We start from the raw sequence: 21,551 nt of genomic DNA, 5'->3' as shown, positions 1-21,551 counted from the left end.
CTGGTGGAACTCGCGCGTCGCGATCTGGACCCGGGTGAGCCCGACGAGACCCAAGCGCAATCCGCTCCGCAACGCTCTCCGGTACACAGCGCGACCCAATGGCTGCACAGCCGCAACCGCAGCCCCGGGGCGGTCGCGTTCGTCCGGCGTGCGCGCCGGCTGCTGCCCGGCGACCCCGACTTCGGCGATCCGCTGTCCACGGCGGGCGAGGGCGGTCCGCGCGCCGCGGCGCGTGCGGCCGATCGGCTACTGGGAGACGGCGACGCGGTGTCCCGCGAGGTCAGCCTCGGTGTGCTGCAGCTCTGGCAGGCGTTGACAGAGGGAGTGTCGCGCCGGCCGGCCAATCCGGAGGTGACGCTGGTCTTCACCGACCTGGTCGGCTTCTCCACCTGGTCCCTGGAGGTCGGCGATGACGCGGCGCTGGCGCTGCTTCGGCAGGTGGCGCGGGCCCTCGAGCCACCGCTGCTCGACGCGGGCGGACACATCGTCAAGCGAATGGGCGACGGCCTCATGGCGGTCTTCGGCGATCCGACCGTCGCCGTGCGGGCCGTGCTGACCGCCAAGAAGGCGCTGAAATCGGTCGAGGTGGCCGGTCACACGCCGCGGATGCGGGTCGGCATCCACACCGGGCGACCGCAGCGACTGGCCGCGGACTGGCTTGGTGTCGATGTGAACATCGCCGCACGAGTTATGGAAAGAGCCACCAAGGGTGGAATCATGGTGTCGAGTTCAACGTTGGATCTCATACCGCAAAGCGAGTTGGACGCGTTGGGCGTCGAGGCCAAACGCACGAGGAAGCCGGTCTTCGCGCCGAAGCCCGCCGGCATTCCCGACGATTTGGCGATCTATCGCCTCAAGACTCTTAAGGAGTTGTCAGGCTCTGATGACACAGAAGAAGCGACACCGCAGCCATAATGGACGCCAATGTTAGGGGGCATCTTCTCCCGGCTCGCCCGGGTGCGATTCACGCTCGGGTACGCGGCGCTGCTGCTTGCCATCAGCTGCGCCATCCTGGCCCTGGGCCCGCAGGCACATGACGTCATCGTTGCGCGCGCCAGCACCAACGTGCACAACCTCGCGCACGGCCACCTCGGCACGCTGCTGGGCAGTGCGCTGGTGGTCGACGCCGGCCCGCTCTACTTCTGGCTGCCCTTCCTGACCTGCCTGCTGGCGCTCGCCGAGCTGCACCTGCGCACCATTCGGCTGGTGGTGGCCTTCGTCGTCGGCCACATCGGTGCGACGCTGCTGGTGGCGGCCGCGCTGGCCGCGTCGGTCGAATTCGGGTGGTTGCCCTTGTCGATCACCCGGGCCAGCGACGTCGGAATGAGCTACGGCGCCCTGGCCGTGCTTGGCGCGATGACGGCCGTGATTCCCTCCCGCTGGCGGGCCGCCTGGGTCGGCTGGTGGGTATCGGCGGGCATCGTTTCGGCGATCGTGGGCGGTGATTTCACCGACGCCGGGCACACCGTCGCCGTGATCCTCGGCGTGCTGGTCTCCGCCCGGTTCCGGCAGCCGATCCACTGGACGCCGGCGCGGTACCTGATGTTGGCGGCGTCCTCGGGCTTCGGCTTCCTGATGCTGGCCCACCACTGGGGGACCCTTGCGTCGACACCGGTGTTCGGACTCGTCGGCGCGTTCGTGGCCTACCAGGTGGCGAAGTTGGCCGGCGGCCGCCGCCTGACGGCCGTGCCGTTCGACGTCGACGACGCGCTGGGCGGTCCGCAGCCGGCCGTCGCCGGTTAAGCCAGCTCCCGGCCGGCCGCTGCGCCCGGCTTAGCTGCTAGCGCCCGCCAGGCGCCACGCGCCGAATCACTATGATCAGCACTTGCTGCGGGCAACGTGCAGCCAACCTTGAAGCAAGGAGAGTGTCGCCGCGTGGCCGATCGACCCGTCGACCTGTCGCCGGAAGCCCTGGCCCAAGCGGTCAGCGCGGCCCGGGAGGCATTCACGCGTGCCGGCGATCTCGACACTCTGGCGCGCGTCAAAACCGAGCACCTCGGTGACCGCTCACCGCTGGCGCTGGCGCGCCAGGCCCTGGGCGGCGTCCCCAAGGACGAGCGCGCCGACGCGGGCAAGCGGGTCAACGCCGCCCGAACCGAAGCCCAACACGGTTACGACGAGCGACTCGCGGTTTTGCGCGCCGAACGCGACGCCGCGGTGCTGGTCGCCGAAGGCATCGACGTCACGCTGCCCTCGACGCGGCAGCCGGCCGGCGCCCGGCACCCGATCACGATCCTGGCCGAGCACATCGCCGACACCTTCATCGCCATGGGCTGGGAACTGGCGGAGGGCCCGGAGGTCGAGACCGAGCAGTTCAACTTCGACGCGCTCAACTTCCCGGCCGACCACCCCGCCCGCAGCGAACAGGACACCTTCTACGTCGCGCCCGACGGTTCCCGCCAACTGCTTCGCACCCACACCTCGCCCGTGCAGGTCCGCACCCTGCTCGCCCGCGAGCTACCCGTCTACATCGTGTCGATCGGCCGGACGTTTCGCACCGACGAACTCGACGCCACCCACACGCCGGTCTTCCACCAGGTCGAGGGCTTGGCGGTGGACCGCGGCCTGACCATGGCGCACCTGCGGGGAACGCTGGACGCATTCGCACGCGCCGAGTTCGGTCCCGAGGCGCGCACCCGGATCCGGCCGCACTTCTTCCCGTTCACCGAACCGTCCGCCGAGGTCGACGTCTGGTTCGTCGGCAAGAAGGGCGGCCCCGGCTGGGTGGAGTGGGGCGGCTGCGGGATGGTGCATCCGAACGTCTTGCGCGCCGCCGGGATTGACCCGGATGCGTACTCCGGCTTCGCATTCGGCATGGGGCTGGAAAGGACGTTGCAGTTCCGCAACGGCATTCCGGACATGCGCGACATGGTCGAGGGCGACGTCCGCTTCTCGCTGCCGTTCGGGGTGGGTGCCTGATGCGCGTTCCGTACAGCTGGCTACGTGAGATCGTGGCGGCTGGGGCGCCGGAGTGGGACGTCACCCCAGACGAGCTCGAACAGACATTGGTGCGCATCGGCCACGAGGTCGAAGAGGTGATCATCCTCGGGCCGGTCGAGGGCCCGCTGACCGTGGGCCGGGTCACCGCCATCGAAGAACTCACCGGTTTCAAGAAGCCGATCCGGTTCTGCCACGTCGACGTCGGCGCGGGCAGCGTCCGCGAAATCGTCTGTGGTGCAACCAACTTCGTGGTGGGCGACCTCATCGTCGCGGCGCTGCCGGGCACCACATTGCCCGGTGACTTCACCATCGCCGCCCGCAAGACCTACGGCCGCAACTCCGACGGAATGATCTGCTCGGCAGCAGAACTCGGCATGGGCGCCGACCACTCGGGGATCCTGGTGCTGCCCCCGGGCACCGCCGATCCGGGAGCCGGCGGCGCGGCGGTGCTTGGACTCGGCGACGTGATCTTCCACCTGGCGATCACGCCCGATCGCGGCTACTGCATGTCGCTGCGCGGCCTGGCCCGCGAGATCGCCTGCGCCTACGACCTGGACTACGTCGATCCCGCCGGCAGCCAGGTGGTCAAGCCGCTGCCGGTCGACGGGGAGGCGTGGCCGCTGACCGTGCAGCCCGGCACCGGGGTGCGGCGTTTCGCGCTGCGACCGGTCATCGGCATCGACCCCGCGGCCGTGTCGCCGTGGTGGCTGCAGCGCCGGCTGCTGCTGTCCGGCATCCGCGCGACCTCCCCGGCGGTCGACGTGACCAATTACGTGATGCTCGAGCTCGGCCACCCCATGCACGCCCACGACCGCAAGCGAATCACCGGGAGCTTCGGCGTGCGGTTCGCCCGGCCCGGCGAGACCGTGGTGACCCTCGACGACATCGAGCGCAAACTCGAGCCGGCTGACGTCCTCATCGTCGACGACACGGCGACCACCGCGATCGGCGGCGTGATGGGCGCGGCGAGCACCGAGGTGCGCGCCGACTCGACCGACGTGCTGCTCGAGGCCGCGGTCTGGGATCCCGCCGCCGTCTCGCGCACCCAGCGCAGGCTGCACCTGCCCAGCGAAGCCGCGCGTCGCTACGAGCGCGGCGTGGACCCGGCCATCTCGGTAGCCGCGCTCGACCGGTGCGCCACGCTGCTCGCCGACATCGCCGGCGGGGAGGTCGGCGACGGCCTGACCGATTGGCGCGGTGACCCGCCGCGCGACGACTGGTCGCTTTCGCCCCTCGAGATCGCCGTCGACCTGCCGGATCGCGTCGCCGGCGTGGGCTATGCGCCGGGTACGACCGCCAAGCGGCTCACCCAGATCGGCGCCGGCGTGGCGGAGCGCGACGGCATTCTGACGGTGACCCCACCGAGCTGGCGGCCCGACCTCGTGCAGCCGGCCGACCTCGTCGAGGAGGTGCTGCGGCTCGAGGGGCTGGAAGTCATTCCGTCGGTGCTACCGTCGGCGCCGGCCGGCCGGGGCCTGTCCGCGGTGCAGAAGCGCCGCCGCGCCATCGGCAGGTCTTTGGCACAGTCCGGGTACGTCGAGATCCTGCCGACCCCGTTTCTGCCCGCCGGTGTCTTCGACCTGTGGGGCCTGGCGGCCGACGACCCACGGCGGACCACCACCGACGTGCTCAACCCGCTCGAGGCCGACCGCCCGCAGCTGGCCACCACGCTGTTGCCCGCGTTGCTGGAAGCCTTGGTGCGCAACGTCTCTCGCGGCCTGGTCGACATCTCGCTGTATGCCGTGGCGCAGGTGGTCCAGCCGACGGCGGAAACCCGCGCCGTGGAGCTCATTGCCGTCGACCGCCGGCCCACCGACGGCGAAATCGCCGCGCTCGACGCGTCGTTGCCGCGGCAACCGCAGCACGTCGCGGCGGTCCTGACCGGCCTGCGCGAGCGCCGCGGACCCTGGGGTCCCGGCCGCCGCGCCGAGGCCGCCGACGCGTTCGAGGCGGTGCGCATCATCGCCCGCGCCGGCGGGATCGACGTACGGTTGCGCGCGGCGCAGTACCTGCCGTGGCATCCGGGGCGGTGCGCCGAAGTGCTCGTCGGGGATACCCCGGTCGGTCATGCGGGCCAGCTGCATCCCGCGGTGACCGAACGCTCCGGGCTGCCCAGGGGCACCTGCGCCCTCGAGCTGAACCTGGACGCGATGCCCATCCCGCTGACCCTGCCCGCGCCCCGGGTGTCGCCGTTCCCGGCGGTGTTCCAGGACCTCAGCCTGGTGGTGCCCGCACACGTACCGGCCCAGGCGGTGGCCGACGCGGTACGCGAGGGCGCGGGCGAGCTGCTCGAAGACCTTCAATTGTTCGACGTGTTCACCGGCCCGCAGATCGGCGAGGACCGCAAGTCGCTGACGTTCGCGCTGCGGTTCCGCGCGCCCGACCGCACGCTGACCGAGGACGACGCCACCGCGGCCCGCGATGCGGCGGTCCGCCGCGCGGCCGAGGCGGTCGGCGCGGAGTTGCGCGCCTAGTGGAATGGATTTGCAAACCACTGCATAACCATGCAGAATCGGCGGAATGGCCGACGGGATGAAGGTGGCGGTTGCCGGTGCCAGCGGATACGCCGGCGGTGAAATCCTACGCCTGCTGCTCGGGCACCCGGCCTACGCGCACGGGCGCCTGACGATCGGCGCCGTGACCGCGGCCGCCAGCGCGGGCAGCACGCTCGGCGAGCACCACCCGCACCTGACACCGCTGGGCCAGCGCGTGGTCGAACCGACCGACCTCGCCGCGCTCGCCGGCCACGACGTCGTGTTCCTGGCCCTGCCGCACGGCCATTCGGCCGCGCTGGCGCAGCAGCTCGGCCCCGACACGCTGATCATCGACTGCGGCGCCGACTTCCGGCTCACCGACGCTTCCGCCTGGGAGCGGTTCTACGGATCGCCGCACGCCGGCAGCTGGCCGTACGGGCTGCCGGAGCTGCCCGGCGCGCGCGAGCGGCTGCGCGGCGCGCGGCGCATCGCGGTACCGGGCTGTTACCCGACGGCGGCGCTGCTGGCGTTGCTGCCCGCGGTGGCCTCCGACCTCATCGAGCCCGCCGTCACCGTGGTCGCCGTCAGCGGCACCTCCGGGGCCGGCCGCGCCGCCAAGACCGACCTGCTGGGCGCGGAGGTCATCGGCTCGGCGCGGGCCTATAACATCGCCGGGGCGCACCGGCACACCCCCGAGATCGCCCAGGGCCTGGGCGCCGTCACGGGTCGCGACGTCACCGTGTCGTTCACCCCGGTGCTCATCCCGACGTCGCGCGGCATCCTGGCGACATGCACCGCACGCACTCGGGCGCCGCTGCCGCGGCTGCGCGAAGCCTACGAAAAAGCTTACCACGCAGAACCTTTCATCCACCTGCTGCCCGAAGGACAACTGCCCCGCACCGGGGCCGTGATCGGTAGCAACGCGGCTCACATCGCCGTCGCGGTCGACGAGGCGGCGAGCACGTTCGTGGCGATCGCCGCGATCGACAACCTGGTCAAGGGAACGGCCGGAGCCGCCGTGCAATCGATGAACCTGGCGCTGGGTTGGCCGGAGACCGACGGCCTTTCGGTGATCGGGGTGGCGCCATGACGTCCACCGCGGCCGAGGCGCGGTTGCTGCGCGAACAAGGCGTCACCGCGCCGGCCGGATTCCGGGCCGCCGGCATCGCCGCCGGGATCAAGGCCTCGGGCAATCGCGACCTGGCCCTGGTCCTCAACGAAGGACCCGACTACGCGGCGGCCGGGGTGTTCACCCGCAACAAGGTCAAAGCCGCGCCGGTGCTGTGGAGCCAGCAGGTGCTGAGCACCGGCGCGCTGCGCGCGGTGATCCTCAACTCCGGCGGCGCCAACGCCTGCACCGGACCGGGCGGGTTTCAGGACACGCACGCCACCGCGGAAGCCGTCGCGGCCGCGCTGTCGGATTGGGGAACCGAGACCGGCGCCGTCGAGGTCGCGGTGTGCTCGACGGGGTTGATCGGTGACCGGCTGCCGATGGACAAGGTGCTCGCCGGGGTGCGCGCGATCGTGCAGGAGATGGCCGGTGGGCTGTCCGGCGGCGACGAGGCGGCCCAGGCGATCATGACCACCGACACGGTGCCCAAACAGGTTGCGCTGCACCATCCGGGCAACTGGACGGTCGGCGGGATGGCCAAGGGCGCCGGCATGCTCGCGCCGTCGCTGGCCACGATGCTCTGTGTGCTGACCACCGACGCGGCCGTCGACGCCGCGGCCCTGGACTCCGCTCTGCGGAACGCCAGCGCCCGCACCTTCGACCGGCTCGACATCGACGGCGCGTGCTCGACCAACGACACGGTGCTGCTGCTCGCGTCGGGCGCCAGCGAAATCGCTCCCAGCCAGGCCGATCTCGACGAGGCGGTGCTGCGGGTGTGCGATGACCTGTGCGCCCAGCTGCAGGCCGACGCCGAAGGCGTCACCAAGCGGGTCAATGTCACCGTGCAGGGGGCCGCCTCCGAGGACGACGCGCTGGTCGCGGCCCGGACGATCGCCCGCGACTCCCTGGTCAAGACGGCGGTGTTCGGCTCGGATCCCAACTGGGGCCGGGTGCTCGCCGCCGTCGGCATGGCGCCCGTCGCCCTGGACCCCGACCGGATCACCGTGTCGTTCAACGGCTTCGAGGTCTTCGCCGAGGGGGCCGGGGCCCCGGGCGCGCGTGCGGTGGACCTCTCGGGACCCGACATCGACATCACGGTCGATCTGGCGCTCGGCGACGGTGGGGTCACCATCCGGACCACCGACCTGTCCCACGGCTACGTCGAAGAGAATTCGGCCTACAGCTCATGAGCGCCTCAACGGAAGCCCTACCTACCGCGGTCAAGGCGCAGGTGCTCGCCGAAGCCCTGCCCTGGCTCAAGCAACTGCACGGCAAGGTCGTCGTCATCAAGTACGGCGGCAACGCCATGACCGACGACACGCTGCGGCACGCCTTCGCCGCTGACATGGCTTTCCTGCGCAACTGTGGCGTTCACCCCGTGGTGGTGCACGGCGGCGGCCCCCAGATCAGCGCGATGCTGCGCCGGCTCGCCATCCCCGGGGACTTCAAGGGTGGATTCCGGGTCACCACACCGGAAGTGCTCGACGTGGCGCGGATGGTCTTGTTCGGCCAGGTCGGCCGCGAACTGGTCAACCTGATCAACGCCCACGGACCGTATGCCGTCGGCATCACCGGCGAGGACGCCCAGCTCTTCACCGCCGTGCGGCGCAGCGTCACCGTGGACGGCGTGGCCACCGACATCGGCCTGGTCGGCGATGTCGAACGGGTCAACACCGCCGCGGTGCTGGATCTGATTGCCGCACGGCGTATTCCGGTGGTCTCGACGCTGGCCCCGGATGCCGAAGGCGTGGTGCACAACATCAACGCCGACACCGCCGCGGCGGCGCTGGCCGAAGCGCTGCGCGCCGAAAAGCTGTTGATGCTCACCGATGTCGAAGGCCTGTACACCAGCTGGCCGGACCGCGGTTCGCTGGTCAGCGAAATCGACGCCGGCACTTTGTCGCAACTGCTACCCACGCTGGAGGCGGGCATGATTCCCAAAGTCGAGGCCTGCCTGCGGGCGGTGACCGCGGGCGTGCCCAGCGCGCACGTCATCGACGGACGCGTCGAACACTGCGTGCTGGTCGAGCTGTTCACCGATGCGGGCACCGGCACCAAGGTGGTGCGCCTGTGAGCCATACCGACGCCATCAAACAGCGGTGGGAAGCCGTGATGATGAACAACTACGGCACCCCGCCGATGGCCCTGGCCAGGGGGGACGGCGCCGTGGTCACCGACGTGGACGGCAAGACCTACCTCGACCTGCTCGGCGGGATCGCGGTCAACGTCCTGGGCCATCGCCACCCCGCGATCATCGAGGCCGTCACCCACCAGATGTCGACGCTGGGGCACACCTCCAACCTGTATGCCACCGAACCCGGTGTCGCGCTGGCCGAGCAACTGGTCGCGCTGCTCGGGACCGAGGTGCCCGCGCGGGTGTTCTTCTGCAACTCCGGGGCCGAGGCCAACGAGGTGGCGTTCAAGCTGTCGCGACTCACCGGGCGCACGAAACTGATTGCCGCACAAGAGGCTTTCCACGGCCGAACCATGGGATCGCTGGCGCTGACCGGCCAGCCGAGCAAGCAGGCGCCGTTCGCGCCGCTGCCCGGCGACGTCACGCACGTGCCCTACGGCGACGCGGACGCGCTGGCCGCCGCGGTCGACGACGCCACCGCCGCCGTGTTCTTGGAGCCGATCATGGGGGAGAGCGGTGTCGTCGTCCCGCCCGAGGGATACCTCGTCGCCGCGCGCGACATCACCGCGCGGCACGGGGCGCTGCTGGTGCTCGACGAGGTGCAGACCGGGATGGGCCGCACCGGAACGTTTTTCGCCCACCAGCACGACGGCATCACCCCGGACGTGGTGACGCTGGCCAAGGGGCTCGGCGGCGGCCTGCCCATCGGGGCCTGCCTGGCCGTCGGCCCGGCCGCCGACCTGATGACCCCCGGGCTGCACGGCAGCACCTTCGGCGGCAATCCGATCTGCGCGGCGGCGGCGCTCGCGGTGCTGCGGGTGCTGGCCGAGCAGGACCTCGTCCGGCACGCCGAGACGCTGGGCAAGTCGTTGCGCCACGGCATCGAGGCGCATGCCCACCCGCTGATCGACCACGTGCGCGGCCGCGGCCTGCTCTGCGGGGTGGCGCTCACCGCGCCGCGCGCCAAAGACGCCGAAGCGGCCGCACGCCGGGCCGGGTTCCTGGTGAACGCGGCCGCACCCGATGTCCTGCGGCTGGCGCCGCCGCTGATCATCACCGAGGCGCAGATCGACGGCTTCGTCGCGGCGCTGCCGGGCATCCTCGATGAATCCGCCGGAGCCGCCGCATGACGAGGCACTTCCTTCGCGACGACGACCTGTCGCCCACCGAGCAGGCCGAGGTGTTGCAACTGGCCGCCGAACTGAAAAAGGATCCCTTCAGCGCCCGCCCGCTGGACGGCCCGCGCGGGGTCGCGGTCCTGTTCGACAAGAACTCCACCCGCACCCGGTTCTCGTTCGAGATGGGCATCGCCCAGCTCGGCGGGCACGCCGTCGTCGTCGACGCCCGCAGCACCCAGCTGGGCCGCGACGAAACCCTGGAGGACACCGCGCGGGTGCTGTCGCGCTACGTCGAGGCCATCGTCTGGCGGACGTTCGGCCAGGAGCGCCTCGAGGCCATGGCCGCGACCGCGACGGTGCCGGTGGTCAACGCGCTCTCCGACGAATTCCATCCGTGCCAGGTGCTCGCCGATCTGCAGACCATCGCCGAGCGCAAGGGCGCGCTCACCGGGTTGCGGATGACCTATTTCGGTGACGGCGCCAACAACATGGCCCACTCGCTGATGCTCGGTGGCGTCACGGCCGGCCTGCACGTCACCATTGCCGCGCCGGACGGCTTCGCCCCAGACCCGGCGTTCGTGACAGCGGCCCGGCGGCGCGCCGAAGACACCGGCGCCTCGGTCACCGTCACCCCCGACGCCGACGCGGCCGCGCGCGGCGCCGACGTCCTGGTCACCGACACCTGGACGTCGATGGGGCAGGAGGACGACGGGCTGGACCGCCGCACACCGTTTTGGCCCTACCAGATCAACGCCCGGCTGCTGTCCCTGGCAGACCCGGAAGCGATTGTGCTGCACTGCCTTCCGGCTCACCGCGGCGACGAGATCACCGACGAGGTGATGGACGGCCCGGCCAGCGTGGTCTGGGACGAGGCCGAAAACCGGCTGCACGCCCAAAAGGCCTTGCTGGCATGGCTTTTGGAGCGCCACTCGTGACCCGCTCGAAGACCACGCCCGAAACCACCCGGGCCGGCCGGCAGGCGCGCATCGTGGCCATCCTGTCGTCGGCCGAGGTGCGCAGCCAGAACGAACTGGCCGCGCTGCTGGCCGACGAGGGCATCGACGTCACCCAGGCCACCCTGTCGCGGGACCTGGAAGAGCTGGGCGCGGTGAAGCTGCGCGGCGCCGACGGCGGCGTCGGCGTCTACATGGTTCCCGAGGACGGCAACCCGGTGCGCGGGGTATCCGGCGGCACCGCACGGCTGTCCCGGCTGCTGAGCGAACTGCTGGTGTCGGCCGACGCCAGCGCCAACCTCGCGGTGCTGCGCACCCCGCCCGGCGCCGCCGACTACCTGGCCAGCGCGATCGACCGCGCGGCGCTCCCGTACGTCGTCGGCACCATCGCCGGCGATGACACCGTCTTCGTGGCCGCTCGAGAGCCGATGACCGGCGCCGAGCTGGCCGCCACCCTGGAAAAACTCACGTAAAGCGTTTCAACCTAAGGAGATTTATGTCAGAACGCGTCATCCTGGCGTATTCCGGCGGTCTGGACACCTCGGTGGCCATCAGCTGGATCGGCAAGGAGACCGGCCGTGAGGTCGTAGCGGTGGCGATCGACCTCGGCCAGGGCGGCGAAGACATGGAGGTCATTCGCCAGCGGGCCCTGGACTGCGGCGCGGTGGAAGCCGTCGTGGTCGACGCCCGCGACGAGTTCGCCGACGAATACTGCCTGCCCACGATCCTGTCCAACGCCCTCTACATGGACCGCTACCCGCTGGTGTCGGCGATCAGCCGGCCGCTGATCGTCAAGCACCTGGTGGCGGCGGCGCGCGAGCACGGCGGCAGCATCGTCGCCCACGGCTGCACCGGCAAGGGCAACGACCAGGTCCGGTTCGAGGTCGGATTCGGTTCGCTGGCACCGGATCTCGAGGTGCTGGCGCCGGTTCGCGATTACGCGTGGACGCGGGAGAAGGCGATCGCGTTCGCCGAAGAGAACGCCATCCCGATCAACGTGACCAAGCGCTCGCCGTTCTCCATCGACCAGAACGTGTGGGGTCGTGCGGTGGAAACCGGTTTCCTGGAACATCTTTGGAACGCGCCGACCAAGGACGTGTACGCCTACACCGAGGACCCCACGCTGAACTGGAGCACGCCCGACGAGGTGATCGTCGGGTTCGAGCGCGGCGTGCCGGTGACGATCGACGGCAAGCGCGTCTCGGTGCTGGGCGCCATCGAGGAACTCAACACCCGCGCGGGCGCCCAGGGCGTCGGCCGCCTCGACGTGGTCGAGGACCGGCTGGTGGGAATCAAGAGCCGCGAGATCTACGAGGCGCCCGGCGCCATGGTGCTCATCACCGCGCACACCGAACTCGAACACGTCACGCTGGAGCGGGAACTGGGCCGGTTCAAGCGGCACACTGATCAGCGTTGGGCCGAGCTGGTCTATGACGGGCTGTGGTATTCACCGCTCAAGGACGCCCTGGAGGCCTTCGTCGCCAGGACCCAGGAGCACGTGTCGGGTGAAGTGCGCATGGTGTTGCACGGCGGCCACATCGCGGTCAACGGCCGCCGCAGCGCGGAATCTCTGTACGACTTCAACCTGGCCACCTACGACGAGGGCGACAGCTTCGACCAGTCGGCCGCAAAGGGTTTCGTCTACGTGCACGGGCTGTCGTCGAAGATCGCCTCCCGCCGGGACCAGACCGCAACGGGCCCGGCCGACGCGTGAGCACTCGCGAGGGGTCGCTGTGGGGCGGGCGGTTCGCCGACGGCCCGGCGGATGCGCTGGCCGCGCTGAGCAAGTCCACCCACTTCGACTGGGTGCTGGCCCCCTACGACATCGTCGCCTCGCGGGCGCACACCGTGATCCTGTTCCGGGCCGGGCTGCTGAACGAAGAACAGCGCGACGGGTTACTGGCCGGCCTGGACCAGCTCGCCTCGGACGTCGCCGACGGCAGCTTCGCGCCCCTGGTCACCGACGAAGACGTGCACGGGGCGCTGGAACGCGGGCTGATCGACCGGGTCGGACCCGACCTCGGCGGCCGCCTGCGCGCCGGCCGGTCGCGCAACGACCAGGTGGCCACGCTGTTCCGGATGTGGCTGCGCGACGCGGTGCGCCGGGTCGCCGCCGGGGCGCTGGACGTCGTTGCCGCGCTGGCCGCCCAGGCCGCCGCCCACCCCGGTGCCATCATGCCGGGTAAGACCCATCTGCAGTCCGCGCAACCGGTGCTGTTGGCCCACCACCTGCTGGCGCACGCCCACCCCCTGCTGCGCGACGTCGACCGGATCGTCGACTTCGACAGGCGCGCCGGAGTGTCCCCGTACGGCTCGGGCGCGCTGGCCGGCTCGTCGCTGGGCCTGGATCCCGACGCGATCGCCGCGGAGCTCGGTTTCACCGCCGCGGCCGACAACTCGATCGACGCGACGGCCGCCCGGGATTTCGCCGCGGAGGCCGCGTTCGTGTTCGCCATGATCGGTGTCGACCTGTCCCGTCTGGCCGAGGACGTCATCCTGTGGAGCTCGACGGAATTCGGCTACGTCACCCTGCACGATTCGTGGTCGACCGGCAGCTCGATCATGCCGCAGAAGAAGAACCCCGACATCGCCGAGCTGGCGCGCGGCAAGTCCGGCCGCCTGATCGGGAACCTGACCGGCCTGCTGGCCACGCTGAAGGCCCAGCCGCTCGCCTACAACCGCGACCTGCAGGAAGACAAGGAACCGGTGTTCGATTCCGTCGCCCAGCTGGAACTGGTGTTGCCGGCGATGGCCGGGCTGCTGCGCAGCCTGACCTTCGACGTCGAGCGGATGGCCGCCCTGGCCCCGGCCGGCTACACGCTGGCCACCGACATCGCCGAGTGGCTGGTGCGACAGGGGGTGCCGTTCCGCTCCGCGCACGAGGCCGCCGGGGCCGCGGTGCGCGCCGCGGAGCGGCGGGCCGTCGGACTCGACGAACTGACCGACGACGAATTGGCCGCCATCAGCCCTGATCTCACGCCACAGGTCCGTGAGGTGCTGACGATCGAGGGCTCGGTGTCGTCGCGCGACGCGCGAGGCGGCACCGCGCCGGATCGGGTCGCCGAGCAGATCAAAACCGTCCTGGCCAGCGCCGATAGGCTCAAAAGCCAGCTGCGCGACGACGATTGAGATGGGCTTGTTTTCCCTGACGGGCCGTGACAGGCAGACTAGACTTCGGCCTCACAGCGATCGGCTTGAACATTTGGGGCCGGGTCCTCGTCATCAAGGGGTGGAAGAACGATGAGCGTCGTCGCCGGCGTCTTCGGTGCGTTGCCGCCGCACCGATACTCGCAGCGCGAGCTCACCGACTTCTTCGTGAGCATCCCGGAGTTCGAGGGCTACGAAGACATCGTCCGGCAGCTGCATGCCAGCTCCAAGGTCGGCAGCCGCCACCTGGTGCTGCCGCTGGAGCAGTACCCCGCGCTGACCGACTTCGGCATGGCGAACCGGATCTTCACCGAGCACGCCGTGAAACTGGGCTGCGAAGCGCTGTCCGGCGCCCTCGACGAGGCGGGGCTGCGGCCGCGGGACGTCGACGTGCTCATCACCACCACCGTCACCGGCCTCAGCGTGCCCTCCGTGGACGCCCGGATCGCCGCGCAACTCGGCTTGCGCGACGACGTGCGCCGGGTGCCGCTGTTCGGCCTCGGGTGTGTCGCCGGCGCCGCGGGCGTGGCCCGCGTGAACGACTATCTGCGCGGCGCACCCGACGCCGTGGCCGCCCTGATCTCCGTCGAGCTCTGCTCGCTGACCTATCCCGGCTACACCCCGTCGCTGGCCGGCCTGGTCGGCAGCGCCCTGTTCGCCGACGGCGCCGCGGCGGTGGTGGCCGTCGGCGAGCGGCGTGCCGAACAACTGGCGCCGAGCGGGCCCACCATCCTCGACTCGCGCAGCCACCTGTATCCCGACTCGCTGCGCACCATGGGCTTCGACGTGGGCGCCACCGGCTTCGAGCTGGTGCTGTCCAAGGACGTCGCGGCCGTCGTCGAGCAGTACATCGAAGCCGATGTCACGCAGTTCCTCGCCGCGCACGGCTTGACCACGGCGGACATCGGCGCCTTCGTGAGCCACCCCGGCGGCCCCAAGGTCATCGAGGCCATCAACTCCGCACTCGGCCTCCCGCCGGAGGCACTCGAACTGACCTGGCGTTCGCTCGGCGAGATCGGCAACCTCTCGTCGGCGTCGGTGTTGCATGTGCTGCGCGACACCATGGCCAAGCCGCCGGCGAGTGGAAGCCCCGGCCTGATGCTCGCGATGGGTCCAGGGTTCTGTTCCGAATTGGTGTTGTTGCGTTGGCACTGATTTTGGCCCGTGCACTTCTACCGCAAGGCGTCGCTTCTTGGGCTTGAAAGTTTGGCGAGGGGATGCGGGCCGGCGTGGGACAGGCCCGTCGCGGGAGTATCGCTGTGAGTGACACGAGAGGCCGCCTTCGATGAACGGCAACACCGAAGAGCTGATCAAGGCTCTTCGCCAATCGCTGAAAGAAACCGAGCGGCTCAAGCGCGAGAACCGCGAATACCTTGGCTTGTTAGCCGAACGAGCGACCGAACCGGTGGCGGTGGTCGGCATGGGCTGCCGGTACCCGGGCGGCGTGGACTCGCCGGAGGCGTTGTGGCAGATGGTGGTCGACGGCCGCGATGTGGTCTCGGAGTTCCCGGCGGACCGTGGCTGGAACTTGACGGGTTTGTTCGATGCGGATCCCGACGCCGTGGGCAAGTCCTACGCGCGGTGCGGCGGGTTCCTCTCGGATGTCGCGGATTTCGACGCGGCGTTCTTCGGGATAGCCCCCAGCGAGGCGCTGGCCATGGACCCGCAACAGCGGCTGCTGCTCGAGGTGTCCTGGGAGGCGCTGGAGCGGGCCGGGATCGACCCCGCCACCCTGCGCGGGTCGGCGACCGGTGTGTTCGCCGGGATATTCCACGGCTCCTACGGGGGGCAGGGACGGGTCCCGGGACACCTGGAGCGATACGGCCTGCGCGGCTCGACTTTGAGCGTGGCCTCGGGCCGGGTGGCCTATTCGCTGGGGTTCGAAGGGCCGGCCGTCTCGGTGGACACGGCGTGTTCGTCGTCGCTGGTGGCCCTGCATTTGGCGGCGCAGTCGTTGCGTGGCGGCGAATGCGATCTGGCGCTGGCCGGCGGAGTGACGGTGATGGCCACACCGGCGATGTTCATCGAGTTCAGCCGGCAACGCGCCCTGGCCGCCGACGGCCGGTGCAAGGCCTATGCGGGTGCCGCCGACGGCACCGGGTTCTCCGAAGGCGTCGGTGTGCTGGTGCTGGAGCGGCTGTCCGACGCCCGGCGGCACGGGCATCCGGTACTGGCCGTCATACGCGGGTCCGCGGTGAATCAGGACGGCGCGTCCAACGGCCTGGCGACTCCCAACGGGCCGTCGCAGCAACGGGTGATCCGGGCGGCGCTGGCCGATGCGCGGCTGGGCACGGCCGACGTCGATCTGGTCGAGGGCCACGGCACCGGCACCACGCTCGGCGATCCCATTGAGGCCCAAGCGGTGCTGGCGACCTACGGGCAGGACCGTCCGGCGGATCGGCCGCTGCGGCTGGGATCGATCAAATCGAACATGGGCCATACCTCGGCGGCCGCGGGTGCCGGCGGGGTGATCAAGATGGTGCAGGCGATCCGCCACGGCGTGATGCCCAAGACGCTGCACGTGGATGAGCCGACGCCGCACGTGGATTGGACCGCCGGGGCGGTGTCGCTGCTGACGGAGCAGCTGCCCTGGCCGGCGGTGGACCGGCCGCGCCGCGCGGGTGTCTCCTCGTTCGGCATCAGCGGCACCAATGCGCACGTCATCGTGGAGCAGTATGTCCCGGAGCCGGAAATCGGCACGCGCCCAAATGATGACGTGGTGGTGCCGTGGGTGCTCTCGGCCCGCTCGGGCGAGGCGCTGGCGAATCAGGCCGCGCGCCTGCTGGCCCGGGTGAAGGCCGATCCCGGGGTGCGGGTGTTGGACGTGGGCTGGTCGCTGATCGCGACGCGGTCGAGCTTCGAGCACCGCGCGGTCGTCGTGGGCGCCGACGGCGCGCAGTTGCTGCGTGGGCTGACGGCGCTGGCGGGCGGTGAGCAGGGTGCGGGCCTGGTGACGGGCCGGGCGCAGCCGGTGGGCAAGACGGTGTTCGTGTTCCCCGGCCAGGGGTCGCAGTGGGCCGGCATGGGCGCTCAATTGCTGGACAGTTCAACGGTGTTCGCCGAGCACCTGCAGCGCTGCGCTGACGCGCTGTCCGACTACGTCGACTGGTCGCTGATCGACGTGATCCGCGGCGCCCCGGGCGCACCCGGATTGGACCGGGTGGACGTGGTGCAGCCGGCGCTGTGGGCGGTGATGGTGTCGCTGGCCGAACTGTGGCGCTCGGTGGGAGTGGTCCCCGATGCGGTGATCGGCCATTCGCAGGGCGAGATCGCGGCGGCTTATGTGGCGGGGGCGCTGTCGCTTCAGGACGCCGCCCGGGTGGTCGCGCTGCGCAGCCGGCTGCTGGTGCGGTTGTCGGGCCGCGGCGGCATGGTCTCGTTGGCGTGCAGTCTGGCGCGCGCCGAGCAGCTGATCGCCGGTTGGGGCGAACGACTGAATATCGCGACAGTCAACGGTGTTGCGGCGGTGGTGGTGTCCGGCGAGGTGGATGCACTGGGCGAACTGATGCAACGGTGCGAAGCCGAGAATCTCCGTGCCCGCCGGATCGACGTCGACTACGCATCGCATTCCGCGCAGGTGGACGCGATTCGCGAGCCCCTCGCCGAGGCGCTGCACGGCCTCGAGCCGCGGTCCGCCACGGTCGCCTTCTTCTCCACGGTCACCGGCGAACCGATGGACACCGCGCGCCTGGACGCCGACTACTGGTTCCAAAGCATCAGGCGCACCGTGCAATTCGAGCGCGCGGTACGCAGCGCGTGCGACGCGGGCAATAGCACGTTCATCGAATGCAGCCCGCATCCGGTGCTGATGGCCGCCATCGAAGAAACCATGCCCGACGGCGAGCGGGGGTGCGTCATCCCCTCGCTCGGCCGCGATGACGGTGGCCTGGACCGCTTCTGGCTCTCGGTCGCCCAAGCCCACGTCGCGGGCGTGGCCGTGGACTGGCGCGCCGCGATGGCCGGCCTGGGTGGCCGGGTCGTCGACCTGCCGACGTACGGGTTTGTCCGCCAACACTTTTGGCTTCCCGGTGGTGCGACGGGCTCGCAAGACGTCACCACCTTGGGGCTGGCCGCCGCCGAGCACGGATTGCTCGGCGCGGTGGTACCGCGGCCCGATTCCGGCGGTGTGGTGCTGACGGGCCGCTTGTCGACGGCGGACCATCCGTGGCTGGCCGATCACGCGGTGGGCGCGACCGTGTTGTTCCCGGGGGCCGGATTCGTCGAGTTGGCCATCCGCGCGGGCGACGAGGTCGGCGCCGCGGTGCTCGACGAGCTGACCCTGTCGGCTCCGCTGCTGTTGCCGGCCGCCGAGGGTGTGCGGGTACAACTGGTGGTCGGCGCGGCCGACGAGTCGGGCGCGCGGCGGTTGTCGGTGTATTCCGCTGGCGCCCAGCCGGATTCGGACTGGGTGTTGCATGCCCAGGGGGCGTTGCGGCCCGGCGCGGTGACGCCGGCCGCGGACCTTTCGGTATGGCCGCCCGCCGGGGCGACCGCGGTGGACGTCGCCGGGGCCTATGCGCGGCTGGCGCAGCGGGGCTACGAATACGGTGACGCCTTCAAGGGTCTGCGGGCCGTGTGGCGGCGCGGCGACGAGGTCTTCGCCGAGGTCGCGGTGCCCGAGGCCGGCGCCCAGGACGGCGGCTTCGGAGTGCACCCCGTGCTCCTGGATGCCGCGCTGCATGCGGTCGGCGTCGCCACCGAGCAGGATCAGACCGTGTTGCCGTTCTCGTGGCAGGGTGTGTCGTTGCACGCATCGGGTGCGTCGCGCGCGCGGGTCCGCATCGCACCGGCCGGCGCCGGCTCGGTCTCGGTGGAATTGGCCGACGGGACAGGGCTCCCGGTGCTGACGGTGCGATCGCTGGCGATGCGTCCGGTCTCGGCCGAGCAGTTGACGGCGGCTCCCGCGCAGCGCTTCGAGGGATTGCTCGACGTGACGTGGTCGCCGATCGCGCTGGGCGGCGGCGCCGGCGGCGCCGAGGCCTCGGTGTGGGAACTCGGTGATCACGGGGGCGACGTCGTGAAGGCGGTGCACGCCGCGGCCACCGAGATATTGGCGGCGCTGCAGTCCCATATGCGTGACGAAAGCGGCGCGATGCTGGCCGTGCGGACGCGCGGCGCGGTCGCCCTTGCCGGGGAGGATGTTTCGGACCTGGCCGGCGCCGCGGTGTGGGGCCTGGTGCGCTCCGCGCAAGCCGAGCACCCGGGGCGGATGGTGCTGATCGACTCCGACGGCTCGATCGATCCCCGCGCGGTGATCGATTGTGGCGAGCCGCAAGTCGTGATCCGGCAGGGTGTGGCGTATGCGGCGCGGTTGCGCCCGGTTCACGCCGCCGTCGGGCTGCCCGACGCGGGCTGGCGGCTGGATGCCGGCCGGGAGGGAACGCTGGAGGATCTGGTCGTAAGCTCTTGCCCGCGAACCGAATTGACCGGCGGGCAGGTGCGGGTGGCGGTGGCCGCGGTCGGGGTCAACTTCCGGGATGTCCTGGTGGCTCTGGGCATGTACCCGGGGGGCGGGCAGCTGGGGGCCGAGGGCTCCGGCGTGGTCGTCGAGGTGGGGCCCGGCGTGACCGGTCTGGCCGTCGGCGACGCGGTGATGGGCTTGCTGGGGGTCGTCGGTTCCGAGGCGGTGGTGGATCAGCGGGTGGTGACACCGGTGCCGCCGGGACTGTCGCTGGTCGCGGCCGCGGGGGTGCCGGTGGTCTTCCTGACGGCGCTGTACGGGCTGTCGGTCCTGGGCGGGCTGCGCGCCGGCGAACGGGTCCTGGTGCACACCGCCACCGGCGGGGTGGGCATGGCCGCGGTACAGCTCGCAAGGCACTGGGGCGCCGAGGTGTTCGTCACCGCCAGCCGCGGCAAGTGGGACACCCTGCGCGCGATGGGTTTCGAGGACGATCACGTCGGAGATTCGCGCACGACGGATTTCGAGGCGAAATTCGCGTCGGCCACCGGCGGCGCCGGGTTCGACGTCGTGCTCAACTCCCTGGCCGGCGAGCTCACCGACGCGTCGTTGCGGCTGTTGGCTCCCGGCGGCCGATTCATCGAGATGGGTAAGACCGACGTGCGCGATCCGCACGCCGTCGCCGCCCAATTTCGGGGCGCGCGGTATCGGGCGTTCGACCTGATGGAGGCCGGCCCCGAGCGCACGGCGGCCATGCTGGCCGAGATCGTGGCACTGTTGGGCGAAGGCGTCGTGAAACCGTTGCCGTTGAAGACCTTTGACGTTCGCTGCGCCTCGGCGGCCTATCGGTATGTCAGCCAGGCGCGTCACATCGGCAAGGTCGCGCTGACCGTCCCGTCCGGGCCGGGCGGAGCGCTCAGCGGCTGCGGTGGCGGGCTGGCGGGGGCCAGCGTGGTGATCACCGGTGGCACCGGGATGGCCGGTTCGGCGCTGGCCCGCCACCTCGTTGACCGCTACGCAGTGGCCCACGTGGTGCTGGTCAGCCGCGCCGGCACCGGGGCCGCCGGGGTCGCCGACCTGGTGGCGGAACTGGAGGAGGCCGGCGCGCAGGTGTCGGTGGTGGCCTGCGATGTCGCGGACCGCGAAGCGGCGTCGGCGATGCTGGCCGAGATACCGGCGCAGTATCCGCTGCGCGGAATCGTGCATGCCGCGGGCATTCTCGACGATGGGTTGATCTCGTCGCTGACCCCGGATCGGGTGGACGCGGTGCTGCGCGCCAAGGTCGACGGGGCCTGGAACCTGCACGAGCTCACCCGGCACCTGGATCTCTCGGCGTTCGTGGTGTTTTCGTCGATGGCCGGGATCGTGGGGACCCCGGGCCAGGCCAACTACGCGGCGGCCAACAGTTTCCTCGACGGGCTGGCCGCCTACCGGCGCGCCCACGGACTTCCGGGACTGTCGCTGGCCTGGGGCCTGTGGGAGCAGGCCTCGGCGATGACCGCGCACCTCGGCGATCGCGACAAGGCCCGGATGAGCAGGATCGGGTTGGCACCGCTGTCCACCGAACAGGCGCTGGCGGCCTTCGACGCCGCGATGCTGGTCGACAGGCCGGTGCTGGTTGCCGCCCGGGTGGACCGGGCCGCCCTGGCCGAGAACGCCGCCGCGCTGCCTGGGCTGCTGCGGGAACTCGTGGCCGCGCCGGCCCGGCGCGTCATCGACGACACGGACGTCGCCGCCTCGACGAGCGGGCTATCGGCGCGTCTGCACGGCCTGACTCCCGAGGCGCGGCAGCGCGAGCTGGTCGACCTGGTTTGCGGCAACGCGGCGATGGTGCTGGGCGTGCCCAATCCGGCGGACATCGACGCCGGCCGCGCCTTCCAGGAGCTGGGGTTTGATTCACTGACCGCGGTCGAACTGCGGAACCGCCTCAAAAACGCGACGGGCCTTACCCTTTCACCGACTTTGATATTCGACTACCCGACGCCGGCCGTGCTGGCGACGCAGCTGGACACCCAACTGGCCGGCAGCGCCGGCGCCGTCGATCAGCCGAGCCTGAGTCGCTTCAACGACATAACCCGGGAACTGCAGGCGCTGCTCGGCGCCCCGAACTGGACCGCCGACGACAAGTCGGTGCTGCGCGCCCGCATTCACAACCTGCTCGCCGCGCTCGGCCCGGACGATCATTCCGACGCCGAACACCTCGACGACGACCTCGACGCCGCCACCGAAAGCCAACTCTTTGCGATCCTCGATGAAGAACTCGGCCGCTGACACCC

The 21,551-nt window shown here is 70.8% G+C and carries 13 protein-coding genes and 1 pseudogene; all 14 read left to right on the top strand.

Annotated features, from left to right (window positions below; all coding sequences use genetic code 11):
* The first annotated feature begins 3 nt into the window (after positions 1–3).
* Positions 4–915: an adenylate/guanylate cyclase domain-containing protein gene (locus AC5Y4T_RS21160; RefSeq protein WP_499921801.1), complete on the top strand. Its 912-nt coding sequence runs from the start codon at positions 4–6 to the stop codon at positions 913–915.
* Between the two features lie 9 nt (positions 916–924).
* Positions 925–1,743: a rhomboid-like protein gene (locus AC5Y4T_RS21155; RefSeq protein WP_499921799.1), complete on the top strand. Its 819-nt coding sequence runs from the start codon at positions 925–927 to the stop codon at positions 1,741–1,743.
* Positions 1,744–1,875: 132 nt separating this feature from the next.
* Complete coding sequence (pheS, locus tag AC5Y4T_RS21150; RefSeq protein ID WP_499921797.1) at positions 1,876–2,919, top strand: phenylalanine--tRNA ligase subunit alpha; 1,044 nt, start codon at positions 1,876–1,878, stop codon at positions 2,917–2,919.
* The gene (pheT, locus tag AC5Y4T_RS21145; RefSeq protein WP_499921795.1) at positions 2,919–5,414 is read left to right on the top strand and encodes a phenylalanine--tRNA ligase subunit beta; all 2,496 of its coding nucleotides are present in this window, start codon (positions 2,919–2,921) and stop codon (positions 5,412–5,414) included. The genes pheS and pheT overlap by 1 nt, the downstream gene beginning before the upstream one ends.
* Positions 5,415–5,444: 30 nt before the next feature.
* Positions 5,445–6,504, top strand: a pseudogene (argC, locus tag AC5Y4T_RS21140) (N-acetyl-gamma-glutamyl-phosphate reductase).
* Entirely contained in the window at positions 6,501–7,715 is a 1,215-nt protein-coding gene (gene argJ / locus AC5Y4T_RS21135; RefSeq protein ID WP_499921793.1) for a bifunctional glutamate N-acetyltransferase/amino-acid acetyltransferase ArgJ, read from the top strand. The pseudogene argC and the gene argJ overlap by 4 nt, the downstream one beginning before the upstream one ends.
* A complete protein-coding gene (argB, locus tag AC5Y4T_RS21130) occupies positions 7,712–8,599 on the top strand; it encodes an acetylglutamate kinase (RefSeq protein WP_499921791.1) in 888 nt (295 codons plus the stop codon). Before argJ ends, argB begins: the two co-directional genes overlap by 4 nt.
* Positions 8,596–9,789: an acetylornithine transaminase gene (locus AC5Y4T_RS21125; protein WP_499921789.1), complete on the top strand. Its 1,194-nt coding sequence runs from the start codon at positions 8,596–8,598 to the stop codon at positions 9,787–9,789. The genes argB and AC5Y4T_RS21125 overlap by 4 nt, the downstream gene beginning before the upstream one ends.
* Positions 9,786–10,712 carry an ornithine carbamoyltransferase gene (argF, locus tag AC5Y4T_RS21120; RefSeq protein WP_499921787.1) on the top strand — a complete coding sequence of 309 codons (927 nt, stop codon included), beginning with the start codon at positions 9,786–9,788 and terminating at the stop codon, positions 10,710–10,712. Before AC5Y4T_RS21125 ends, argF begins: the two co-directional genes overlap by 4 nt.
* Positions 10,688–11,203, top strand: coding sequence for an arginine repressor (locus AC5Y4T_RS21115; protein WP_499921785.1), 516 nt, complete (start codon positions 10,688–10,690; stop codon positions 11,201–11,203). The genes argF and AC5Y4T_RS21115 overlap by 25 nt, the downstream gene beginning before the upstream one ends.
* 23 nt (positions 11,204–11,226) lie before the next feature.
* The gene (locus tag AC5Y4T_RS21110) at positions 11,227–12,444 is read left to right on the top strand and encodes an argininosuccinate synthase (protein ID WP_499921783.1); all 1,218 of its coding nucleotides are present in this window, start codon (positions 11,227–11,229) and stop codon (positions 12,442–12,444) included.
* Complete coding sequence (gene argH / locus AC5Y4T_RS21105) at positions 12,441–13,859, top strand: argininosuccinate lyase (RefSeq protein WP_499921781.1); 1,419 nt, start codon at positions 12,441–12,443, stop codon at positions 13,857–13,859. The genes AC5Y4T_RS21110 and argH overlap by 4 nt, the downstream gene beginning before the upstream one ends.
* 111 nt (positions 13,860–13,970) lie before the next feature.
* A complete protein-coding gene (locus tag AC5Y4T_RS21100; protein WP_499955221.1) occupies positions 13,971–15,032 on the top strand; it encodes a type III polyketide synthase in 1,062 nt (353 codons plus the stop codon).
* Positions 15,033–15,162: 130 nt separating this feature from the next.
* The gene (locus AC5Y4T_RS21095) at positions 15,163–21,546 is read left to right on the top strand and encodes an SDR family NAD(P)-dependent oxidoreductase (RefSeq protein ID WP_499955219.1); all 6,384 of its coding nucleotides are present in this window, start codon (positions 15,163–15,165) and stop codon (positions 21,544–21,546) included.
* Positions 21,547–21,551 lie beyond the last annotated feature (5 nt).

The sequence above is a fragment of the Mycobacterium sp. NGS11 genome (assembly GCF_059813315.1).
This window is presented reverse-complemented; position numbering and strand designations above follow the sequence as displayed.

Excerpts from the sequence above, each read along its gene's own strand:
- AC5Y4T_RS21155 (WP_499921799.1), top strand. The coding sequence starts at position 925 with ATGTTAGGGGGCATCTTCTCCCGGCTCGCCCGGGTGCGATTCACGCTC.
- pheT (WP_499921795.1), top strand. The coding sequence starts at position 2,919 with ATGCGCGTTCCGTACAGCTGGCTACGTGAGATCGTGGCGGCTGGGGCG.
- argJ (WP_499921793.1), top strand. The coding sequence starts at position 6,501 with ATGACGTCCACCGCGGCCGAGGCGCGGTTGCTGCGCGAACAAGGCGTC.
- argB (WP_499921791.1), top strand. The coding sequence starts at position 7,712 with ATGAGCGCCTCAACGGAAGCCCTACCTACCGCGGTCAAGGCGCAGGTG.
- argF (WP_499921787.1), top strand. The coding sequence starts at position 9,786 with ATGACGAGGCACTTCCTTCGCGACGACGACCTGTCGCCCACCGAGCAG.
- AC5Y4T_RS21115 (WP_499921785.1), top strand. The coding sequence starts at position 10,688 with ATGGCTTTTGGAGCGCCACTCGTGACCCGCTCGAAGACCACGCCCGAA.
- AC5Y4T_RS21110 (WP_499921783.1), top strand. The coding sequence starts at position 11,227 with ATGTCAGAACGCGTCATCCTGGCGTATTCCGGCGGTCTGGACACCTCG.
- AC5Y4T_RS21100 (WP_499955221.1), top strand. The coding sequence starts at position 13,971 with ATGAGCGTCGTCGCCGGCGTCTTCGGTGCGTTGCCGCCGCACCGATAC.
- AC5Y4T_RS21095 (WP_499955219.1), top strand. The coding sequence starts at position 15,163 with ATGAACGGCAACACCGAAGAGCTGATCAAGGCTCTTCGCCAATCGCTG.